Source organism: Kribbella sp. (assembly GCF_035687465.1).
Classification (GTDB): domain Bacteria; phylum Actinomycetota; class Actinomycetes; order Propionibacteriales; family Kribbellaceae; genus Kribbella.
This window is the reverse complement of record NZ_DASRXP010000604.1, coordinates 25,748-34,879: the sequence shown is the minus strand read 5'-3', so window position 1 is coordinate 34,879 and position 9,132 is coordinate 25,748. Positions and strand designations below refer to the sequence as shown.

General features: G+C 69.0%; 9 protein-coding genes and 1 pseudogene. 7 read left to right on the top strand and 3 right to left on the bottom strand.

Annotated features, from left to right (window positions below; genetic code table 11):
• The coding region (locus tag VFG33_RS31975) for an NADH-quinone oxidoreductase subunit D-related protein (RefSeq protein WP_524538162.1) at positions 1–655 on the bottom strand (655 nt) is incomplete at its 3' end.
• A gap of 27 nt (positions 656–682) precedes the next feature.
• Here VFG33_RS31975 and VFG33_RS31970 point away from each other — a divergent pair.
• Positions 683–1,171 (top strand): PH domain-containing protein, encoded by a 489-nt coding sequence (locus VFG33_RS31970; protein WP_325056719.1) that lies wholly within the window; start codon positions 683–685, stop codon positions 1,169–1,171.
• Entirely contained in the window at positions 1,168–2,589 is a 1,422-nt protein-coding gene (locus tag VFG33_RS31965; RefSeq protein ID WP_325056718.1) for a PH domain-containing protein, read from the top strand. Before VFG33_RS31970 ends, VFG33_RS31965 begins: the two co-directional genes overlap by 4 nt.
• A gap of 110 nt (positions 2,590–2,699) precedes the next feature.
• Here the strand turns inward: VFG33_RS31965 and VFG33_RS31960 are convergent.
• Both VFG33_RS31960 and VFG33_RS31955 read right to left on the bottom strand, forming a co-directional pair.
• Positions 2,700–3,347: pseudogene (locus VFG33_RS31960) on the bottom strand (SAM-dependent methyltransferase); the annotation flags it as partial.
• Complete coding sequence (locus VFG33_RS31955; RefSeq protein ID WP_325056717.1) at positions 3,348–3,908, bottom strand: 2'-5' RNA ligase family protein; 561 nt, start codon at positions 3,906–3,908, stop codon at positions 3,348–3,350.
• Positions 3,909–4,006: 98 nt separating this feature from the next.
• On the opposite strand from VFG33_RS31955, the gene VFG33_RS31950 reads away from it, so the two are divergent.
• The 5 genes from VFG33_RS31950 to VFG33_RS31930 are packed head-to-tail and all read left to right on the top strand — an operon-like array spanning position 4,007 to position 9,022.
• Positions 4,007–4,864, top strand: a complete 858-nt coding sequence (locus VFG33_RS31950) for a Rossmann-like and DUF2520 domain-containing protein (protein ID WP_325056716.1) — start codon at positions 4,007–4,009, stop codon at positions 4,862–4,864.
• Entirely contained in the window at positions 4,861–5,688 is an 828-nt protein-coding gene (panC, locus tag VFG33_RS31945) for a pantoate--beta-alanine ligase (protein WP_325056715.1), read from the top strand. The genes VFG33_RS31950 and panC overlap by 4 nt, the downstream gene beginning before the upstream one ends.
• 22 nt (positions 5,689–5,710) lie before the next feature.
• On the top strand, positions 5,711–7,372 hold the full coding sequence (locus VFG33_RS31940; protein WP_325056714.1) for an L-aspartate oxidase: 1,662 nt from the start codon (positions 5,711–5,713) through the stop codon (positions 7,370–7,372).
• A 4-nt stretch (positions 7,373–7,376) separates the two neighbouring features.
• Positions 7,377–8,234 carry a carboxylating nicotinate-nucleotide diphosphorylase gene (nadC, locus tag VFG33_RS31935; protein WP_325056713.1) on the top strand — a complete coding sequence of 286 codons (858 nt, stop codon included), beginning with the start codon at positions 7,377–7,379 and terminating at the stop codon, positions 8,232–8,234.
• Complete coding sequence (locus VFG33_RS31930; RefSeq protein WP_325056712.1) at positions 8,234–9,022, top strand: type III pantothenate kinase; 789 nt, start codon at positions 8,234–8,236, stop codon at positions 9,020–9,022. The genes nadC and VFG33_RS31930 overlap by 1 nt, the downstream gene beginning before the upstream one ends.
• The last annotated feature ends 110 nt before the right edge of the window (positions 9,023–9,132 follow it).

Below are 9,132 nucleotides of genomic sequence, written 5' to 3'. Positions count from 1 at the left end.
GAATCAGGTTGTCCAGATCGGGCAGCCGGCGCCGGACCTCCGCGATGGCTGACCGGGCCCGGCCGGTCCAACCGGCGGGGACCTCCTCCTTCAGGCCGCCGACCCGGTTGAACATGTAGTGCATCCGGCCGCCGGACAGCTCCTCCATCACCGCCTGCAGAGTCTCCCGCTCCCGGAACGCGTAGAAGACCGGCGTGATGGCGCCCAGTTCCAGGGGGTACGAGCCGAGGAACATCAGGTGGTTCAGCACCCGGTTCAGCTCGGCCAGCAGGGTGCGCAACCAGACCGCGCGAACGGGGACCTCGAGGCCCATCATCCGTTCGACCGCCATCACCACGCCGAGCTCGTTGGAGAACGCGGACAGCCAGTCGTGCCGGTTCGCCAGCACGATGATCTGGCGGTAGTCGCGGACCTCGAAGAGCTTCTCGGCGCCGCGGTGCATGTAGCCGATGATCGGTTCGCAGCCGACGATCCGCTCGCCGTCCAGGGTCAGCCGGAGCCGCAGTACGCCGTGCGTCGCGGGGTGCTGGGGCCCGATGTTGAGCACCATGTCGGTGGTCGGCAACTCCGAGCCGGAACCGGTCCCGCCACGCTCGAACTGCGGGTCCAGCCCAGCGGCTCCCGGGCCAATTCCGACCACTCGCTCCGTACTCATGCCCCCTATCGTGACAGGCTGGTTGTCGTGGACGACCTCTTCGCACCATCGGATGTCAGCTGGACACCGGTCTCGCCCAAGCTCGCGGCTGTTCGCAGAGTGAGTGCGGCGATCATGATCGGCGTGGTGGCGATCGCCGGGCTGCTCTTGTTCGGGCTGCTGCTGGACTGGCTGTACGCCGTACTGTGGCTGGTGCTGATGGCCGCCATCTTCGTCTGGACCTGGATCCTGATCGGCCGGAACCAGCGGTCCTGGAAGTACGCCGAACGCGAGGACGAGTTGCTCGTCAGCCACGGCATCCTGTTCCGCCAGCTGGTGGTGGTCCCGTACGGGCGGATGCAGTTCGTCGACGTGGCGGCCGGTCCGCTGGAGCGGTCGTTCGGCATCGCGACGGTGGAGCTGCACACTGCGACCCCGGCGACCGACGCCAAGATCCCCGGGCTGCATCCGGACGAGGCGAGCCGGTTGCGTGACAGGTTGTCCGCGCTCGGCCAGGCACAGGCGTGGGGCCTGTGACCGAGCCCACCGCACCACCCCAGGCGCGCCCGGCCGAGCGCACCGGAGAGCGACTGCACCCGCTGACCCCGTTCGTGAAGGGCTGGGGGTACTTCGTCGTCGCCGCGTTCGCGATGGCCAACAACGAGGGCCTGCGCAGCAACCTCAAGATCGCCGGACTCGGGCTGCTCGCCGTCCTGGTCGGCGGCATCCTGCTCGGCGCGCTGTCCTGGTGGTTCACCAAGTGGCAGCTGACCGACGACGCGATCAGGGTCGACAGCGGCTTCCTGTTCCGCCGGACCCGGATCATCCGGTTCGACCGGATCCAGGCGATCGACGTGGCGCAGCCGTTCGTGGCGCGGCTGTTCAACATGGCCGAGCTGCGGATGGACGTCGCCGGCGGCGGGAAGAACGACGGCCGGCTGAGCTACTTCACCTACGAGGAGGCCGCCAAGCTGCGGGCCACTCTGCTGGTCAGGGCCAAGGGCGAGCAGGCCGCCGAGGCCGAGGCCCAGGCGCCGCAAGTGGAGTCGCCGCCGCTGCTGGTGGTTCCGACAGGTCGCCTGCTCGGTGCGACCCTGCTGTCTTCGACAGTGCTCGGTAGCCTCGCCGGTTTGGTCTGGTTGATCATCGCCACCACAGTGCTGGACTTCCGGTTCGGTCTGTTCGCTGGTCTGCCGCTGCTGCTCGGTGTCGTGCAGCCGATCTGGAAGGGTGTCGTCGGCAACCACGGCTTCACCCTGTCCGAGACGCGCGATGGGCTGAGGACCAAGCGGGGCCTGTTCGACGTGCAGCGCCAGACGGTTCCGCCCGGCCGCGTGCAGGGCCTGCTCATCACCGAGCCGCTGATCTGGCGACTGCTCGGCTGGTCGCGGGTGGACCTGGACATCGCCGGTGTGGCGGGCAACAAGTCCGACGGTGAGGACGAGCACGATGGCGCCCAGCTCCTACCGGTCGGTGAGCGCCAGGAGGTGGCCGGTGTGCTCGCGCGCGTGCTGCCCGGGTTCGACCTGTCCCGCATCGAGATGCACCAGGCCCCGGAGCGCGCCAAGTGGTTGCGCCCGATCGGCTGGCGCTACTTGTCGTACGGCTCCGACGAGCAGGTACTGGTGACCACCCGGGGCTGGGTAAGCCGCCGTACGTCGATCGTGCTGCACCACAAGACCCAGTCTGTCCGACTGCAGCAAGGCCCGCTCCAGCGCCGCCTACGCCTCGCCAACGTCCACATAGACACGCCCCTGGGCCCGACGGATGCCATAGCCCTCCACCGCGATGTAGACGACGCTGCAAACCTCCTAGAGGCTCAGGCCAGCAGAGCCCGAGAAGCACGCCGTACTGCGTCCGCGCCCGCTCCCGTCCACACCCAGCCGAACCCGCCGAGCCCAGAGGGATCCAGTAGCTCAGTGGCCTCGCCCGCGGACGACAGCTCGGCCAAGTAGCGCAGGGGATCGGTCCGGGCGAGCTCCTGGCTCGGACGGCTACTGCTCACCCCCAATGCGCTGAGCGCTGAGCGTTGGGTGGTAACCAAGCTCCCCGGAACCGCTGCGGCCAGCGAGTCCAGCGCGACGTGCGCGGTGATGTCGCAGGAGCCGTCGAGGATCAGCGAGCATTCGCGGCCCTTGCGGAAGGCGGTCAGAGTCCCGCACGGCGGACGGTCGGCGCGGGTGTGTCCGTAGTCGATTGCGATCGCAACGGCATCGTCGAGGCGGCGGGCAACGTCCGCCCAGGCTGCGTCCCGAGTGGTCCCGACCTCGGCGCGGTCACCCGGTTCGGTCAGCGGCCACCACTTCTCCAGCCACGAGAGGTCGTTGCCTGAGACAACCTCACCCACCGTGAGATCCGCCAGCAGGTAGCGCGGGACCCCAGAGTCGTCCAGTTCGACGAGCTCGCAGGGGAGGTTGTCGAGCCATTCGTTCGCGATCACCAGGCCGGTCAGCCGGTCGGGCAGCTCGTCGTCCAGTTCGATGTCCCGTACTGCGAGTCCCTCGGCGCGCAGCGCATCCCCGAGCTCGCCCTCCCCGGCGCCGATGTCGGTGATCTCGCTGAAACCCAGATCCCGTGCGAGGCGGGCGATCGCCCGGGCGAACAACGGGGACGCGTGCACCGAAGTACGGAAGTGGGCGGCTGGTCGTTCGACGCGGTAGAAGCCACCCGGTCCGTAGAGCGCTTCCTGCCAAGCCTCCCGGAAGGTTGCCATCTAGTGGCCCAGGGGGACCGAGCCGACCAGTTGCCAGACCTGGTCCTCGCCCTCCCGCCAGATGGTCAGATCGTCGAGCCGGACGGTCGGCGCGGCCTCAGCCGCGAGCGCCGCCTGAGCCTCGGCGAGGACAGCGGCAGTGGCGGAGGAAGCGGAGGCGATGGTCAGGTGCGGATGGGGGTCCGGATACTCACCGCCGTAGGGCGGGCATTCGGGGAACGCGGCGAGCACGGTCTTGAGCAGTTCGAGAACCTGGTCGAAGGGTTCGGGTCGCAACCAGACCGTCCCGTTCGGGAACTGGCCGGCGGTCGGGAAGCTGAGGTCGAACGGCTCCACCGAGGCGACCGCGTCCTCCAGTCGCTGCACATGTTCCGGCGATGGATCGCTGACCCAGGGCACCAGCACGGTCACGTGCGGCGGAATCAGTTCGGTCAGCGTGAGGTCCGGCCGGCTCGATGAGGAGGAGACGGATCGCCATCGATCGGTGTACGAGGCAAGCTCCGGCACCGCGACCAGGATCGCTGTCCGCGCGGTCCACGCATCCACTGAGTGTTCGCTCACCGCATCATGCTCCCACCTGTGCCGACCACTAAGCTTGAGTCGACCGCACGAACCGTCTGGTACCTGCACTAGTCAGGACTGGAACGTAGAGAGTGGACATGGAACGTATCGGCATCATCGGCTCCGGCCGGGCCGGGAGCGCCCTGGGAGCAGCCTTGGCGTCCGCCGGGTATCCCGTCACCGGCGTCGCCGCACGCTCGCAGGCGTCGCTCGAACGAGCCGCCCGCCTGCTGCCGGACGTCCCCGTGCTATCGCCGTCCGAGGTGACCACCCGGGCCGATGTGGTGCTGGTCGCAGTACCGGATGATGCGCTGGCCGAGGTTGCGGCCGGCCTTCCGTTGACGCGGGACCAGTACGTCGTGCATCTGTCCGGGGCGCACGGGGTCTCGGTTTTCGCAGGTACTGCGGGGATTCCGGTGGCGCTGCATCCGCCGATGACCTTTGTCGGGACGGCCGTGGACCTGACCGACGTTGTCTTCACGGCGACCGCGCCGGCCGAGGCCCAGCCGATGGTCGAGCGGCTGGTCAAGGCCCTCGGAGCCGGGGTCCAGTGGATCTCGGAGGAGCAGCGGGCGCTCTACCACGCGGGCCTCGTGCATGGCGCGAACCACCTGACCACGTTGCTCGTGCAGGCGTTCGCCGTACTGCGTGAGGCCGGCGTCGCCGACCCGGCGGCGACACTGGGGCCACTGCTGACCGCAACCCTCGACAACACGCTGCGGTCCGGTCATGATGCGCTCACCGGGCCGATCGCGCGCGGCGATGTCGACACGGTGGCAGCTCACCTGGCCGTACTGCGGGGGCGCGTGGCGAGCACGTACGCCGAGCTCGCCGGTGCCACTGTGGAGTTGGCGGTCGAGGCGGGCCGGCTGGATCGCGAGACGGCCGCGCGGTTCGAAACGGCGTTGGACTTCGAAGATGTGCTGGGGTATCGAACAGGGGAGGCACCGCAGTGAGACTCACCCAGACCAAGGCTGAGCTGCGAGCGGCGGCGGCGATCCGGCCCCGAGCGGTCGTGATGACGATGGGCGCCCTGCACGACGGCCACGCGGCCCTGCTGGCGGAGGCTCGCGAACGAGTCGGGCCGGAAGGCAGTGTGGTCCTGACGATCTTCGTGAATCCGTTGCAGTTCGGGCCGTCCGAGGACTTCGACCGGTATCCGCGGACCCTGGCCAGTGACCTGGCGATCGCGAAGATCGAGGGCGTGGATCTGGTCTTCAACCCGTCCCGCGACGAGCTCTACCCGAACGAGCCGTCCATCACGGTGCATCCCGGTCCGCTGGCCGACGAGCTCGAGGGGATGGTCCGGCCCGGGCATTTCGCCGGTGTGCTGACGGTGGTGTCGAAGATGCTGCACCTGACCGCACCGGACATCGCGCTGTTCGGGGAGAAGGACTATCAGCAGTTGACGCTGATCCGCGAGATGGTGTGCGATCTCGACATGGACGTCGACATCGTCCCGGTGCAGACCGTTCGCGAGGCCGACGGGCTCGCCTTGTCCTCACGCAACCGGTACCTGTCGGAGACCGAGCGTGACGAGGCGCTGGTCCTGTACCGCGCGCTCACCGCGGGCGCCAAGGCCGGAATGAACGGCCCTGACGCCGTGATGGCCGCCGCCCATGCCGAACTGGAGGCCGTGCCGTCGGTGAAGATCGACTACCTGGCCCTCCGCGCCCCCGACCTCGGACCGGTCATAGGCCCCGGCGAGGCCCGCATGCTGATAGCCGCCCGCGTAGGCACCACCCGTCTCATTGACAACATTTCCATCACGCTCCGGTGAAATCGGTTGATACGGTCGCCTGATGACTGCTCCTGCTGTGCCGCAGCGGTTGGCTGCGCCCGAACCAGGCTGGACCGATACGGTCGACGTGGTGGTGATCGGCTCGGGGATCGCCGGGCTCACCGCCGCGTTGCGGGCTCGCGAGCTCGGTTCGGTGCTGGTGGTGACCAAGGACGTCGTCGCCTCTGGTTCGACCCAGTGGGCTCAAGGCGGTATCGCCGCGGCGCTCGGTCCGGGTGACTCGCCTGAGGACCACCTCCACGACACCCTGGTGGCAGGCGCCGGGCTCAGCGATCCAGCCGCAGTACGGGCTCTGGTGACCGAAGGACCGGATGCCGTCCGGGATCTGATCGAGCTCGGGGCGCGGTTCGACACGATGGCCGGAGGAGACCTGTCGCTGACCCGGGAGGGCGGGCACCACCGCAACCGGATCGCGCACGCCGGCGGAGACGCGACCGGCGCCGAGATCGAGCGGGCGCTGGTCGCAGCGGTGAAGCGGGCGCCCGACATCCGGTTGATCGAGCACGCGCTGGTGCTGGACCTGCTCACCGCCGAGGACGGCGCCATCGCCGGCGTCACCCTGCACGTGATGGGTGAGGGCCAGTTGGACGGCGTCGGCGCGATCCGCAGCCGCGCGGTGATCCTCGCCTCGGGCGGACTCGGTCAGCTGTACGCCGCGACCACGAATCCCAGTGTCTCCACCGGGGACGGGATGGCCCTGGCTCTCCGGGCCGGGGCGAAGGTTCGCGATCTGGAGTTCATCCAGTTCCACCCGACCGTGCTGTGGCTGGGCAAGAGCGCCAAAGGCCAGCAACCGTTGGTATCCGAGGCGGTGCGCGGCGAGGGTGCGTTCCTGGTCGACCATCTCGGCAACCGCTTCATGCAGGGTCAGCACGAGCTGGCCGACCTCGCCCCGCGGGACATCGTGGCGAAGGCGATCATGCGGCAGATGCTTGCCACCGGCAAGGATCACGTCTTTTTGGACGCCCGGCACTTCGGTGACGAGAAGTGGCGGGTGCGGTTCCCGACCATCCTGGCCTCCTGCCGGTCGCACGGTATCGATCCGGTCCGCGAGCTGATCCCGGTCGCGCCCGCCTGCCACTACACGTCCGGCGGTATCTGGACGGATCTCCAGGGTCACACCTCCGTCCCCGGGCTCTACGCCTGCGGCGAGGTCGCCTGTACCGGGGTGCACGGCGCGAACCGGCTGGCCTCCAACTCCCTGCTGGAGGGCCTGGTCTTCGCCCGCCGGATCGCGGATTCGCTCGCCAGGGACCTTCCGCCGTTGCGCGAACCGGCTGTCGATGGGAGAGTGCCGGGCCTGGTCGATGCGGACGTCGTACCGGAGTTGCAGCGGGTGATGACGGTCGGTGCCGGCGTCATCCGGAGCGCGTCCGGACTGTCGGAAGCGGGTGCCAGACTCGGGAAACTGATCGAGCAACCGGCCGGCGAGCCCGGCACGCCTGGATGGGAGGCGACGAACCTGGTCACGGTCGCGTCAGCGCTGATCGCGGCCGCTACCGTCCGTGAGGAGAGTCGCGGGGCTCACTGGCGCGAGGACTACCCGGATCGCGACGACGAGCACTGGTCGGGCAATCTGGACCTCACGTTGCCGGCCGAGGAAGATTCGGCGCGGCCGGCCACGACCTTCGTGGCGCTGAAGGATTCACCGGAGGGGAAGTAGCAGCATGGATGACACTCTCGACAGGCAATGGGTCGAGGACCTCGTCCGGGCCACCATCGAGGAGGACCTGGCCGGCGGGGTCGACGTCACCACCACGGCCACGGTCGACGCTGACCAGGTCTCGGTCGCGGAGCTGGTCGCGCGGGGCGACGGCGTGGTCGCAGGCCTCGAGATCGCCGACCTGGTGATCCGGCTGGTCGCGGGCAAGGGCGAAGAGGTGGAGATCGAGCACTCCGTCACCGACGGGGCCTCGGTCAAGGCCGGCGACGTCCTGATGACCGTGCGCGGCAAGACCCGGCAACTGCTCACCGCTGAGCGCACCACGCTGAACCTGCTCTGCCATCTCTCCGGGGTCGCCACCCTGACGCGGCGCTGGGTCGATGCGGTCGAGGGCACCGGCGCGGTCATCCGCGACACCCGCAAGACGATGCCGCTGCTGCGTACGCTGGAAAAATACGCGGTGCGCTGTGGCGGCGGGAAGAACCACCGGATGGGGTTGTCCGACGCTGCCCTGATCAAGGACAACCACGTGATCGCCGCCGGCGGGGTCGCGGAGGCGTTCCGCCTGGTTCGCAAGGCCTATCCGGAGATCGCGGTCGAGGTCGAGGTGGACTCGGTCGAAGACGCGCTGATCGCGGTGGATGCGGGCGTCGATCTGATCCTGCTGGACAACATGGACGTGCCGTCGTTGCGCGAGGCGGTCGAGAAGGTGGCCGGCCGGGCCCGACTGGAGGCCTCCGGCGGGCTGACGCTCGACGCGGCTCGCGAGGTCGCCGAGACCGGTGTCGACTTCCTCGCGGTGGGCGCGCTGACGCATTCGGCGCCGGTGCTCGACATCGCGTTGGACCTCCAGGAAGCCTGATGCTGCTCGCCGTCGCAGTGGAGAACACCCGCACTCTGGTCGGCCTGCTCGACAGCGACCAGGGTGAGGCCACGGACGGCGGCACGGTCAAACGCCACTGGTGGGTCGGCACCGACACCCGCCGTACTGCGGACGAGTGGGCCGTGCTCCTCGAGGGACTGCTGTCCGGCGAGACTCAGGTCGACGGACTGGCCGTCTGCTCGGCCGTCCCGAGTGTGCTCCACGAGCTCCGGGACCTGGTCGCGCGCTACTACCCGGGCGTACCGAGTGTCGTGGTGGAGCCGGGGGTGAAGACCGGCCTTCCGGTGCTCGTCGACAACCCGCGGGAGGTCGGCACCGATCGGATCGCCAATGCGCTGGCCGCGGTCCACCGGTACGGTGCTCCCTGCATCGTGGCCGACTTCGGTACGGCGACCACCGTGGACGTGGTGAACGCGAGCGGCGCCTTCATCGGCGGAGCGATAGCACCGGGGATCGAGACCGCGATGGATGCGCTCGGGCAGTCCGCGGCCCAGTTGCGCCGGGTGGAGTTGCTCCGCCCCCGCTCGGTGGTCGCGAAGAACACGGTGGAGGCCTTGCAAGCAGGCGCGGTGTTCGGATTCGCCGGTCTGGTCGACGGCATCGTGAACAGGATCGTCGCCGAGCAGGGCTTCGACCGCTCAGCCGTCACCGTGGTCGCGACTGGCGCCCTGGCCGCGCTCGTGGTCGAGGAATGCGACCAGATCGACCAGCACGAACCTTTCCTGACCCTGCTCGGTCTGCAGCGCGCCTTCGCCCGCAACCGCTAGACGGTCACTCTCCGTCAGTTCTGGTTCACCGCCATACCCTCTTGTGCACAGGCCGTAGCAGGATCACGATGAGACGAGCGACACCCGGGCGGGGAGGTCCGGGGCCACGG

Coding starts and splice junctions, on each gene's coding strand:
- VFG33_RS31950 (WP_325056716.1), top strand. CDS start 4,007: ATGGAACGTATCGGCATCATCGGCTCCGGCCGGGCCGGGAGCGCCCTG.
- VFG33_RS31940 (WP_325056714.1), top strand. CDS start 5,711: ATGACTGCTCCTGCTGTGCCGCAGCGGTTGGCTGCGCCCGAACCAGGC.
- nadC (WP_325056713.1), top strand. CDS start 7,377: ATGGATGACACTCTCGACAGGCAATGGGTCGAGGACCTCGTCCGGGCC.
- VFG33_RS31930 (WP_325056712.1), top strand. CDS start 8,234: ATGCTGCTCGCCGTCGCAGTGGAGAACACCCGCACTCTGGTCGGCCTG.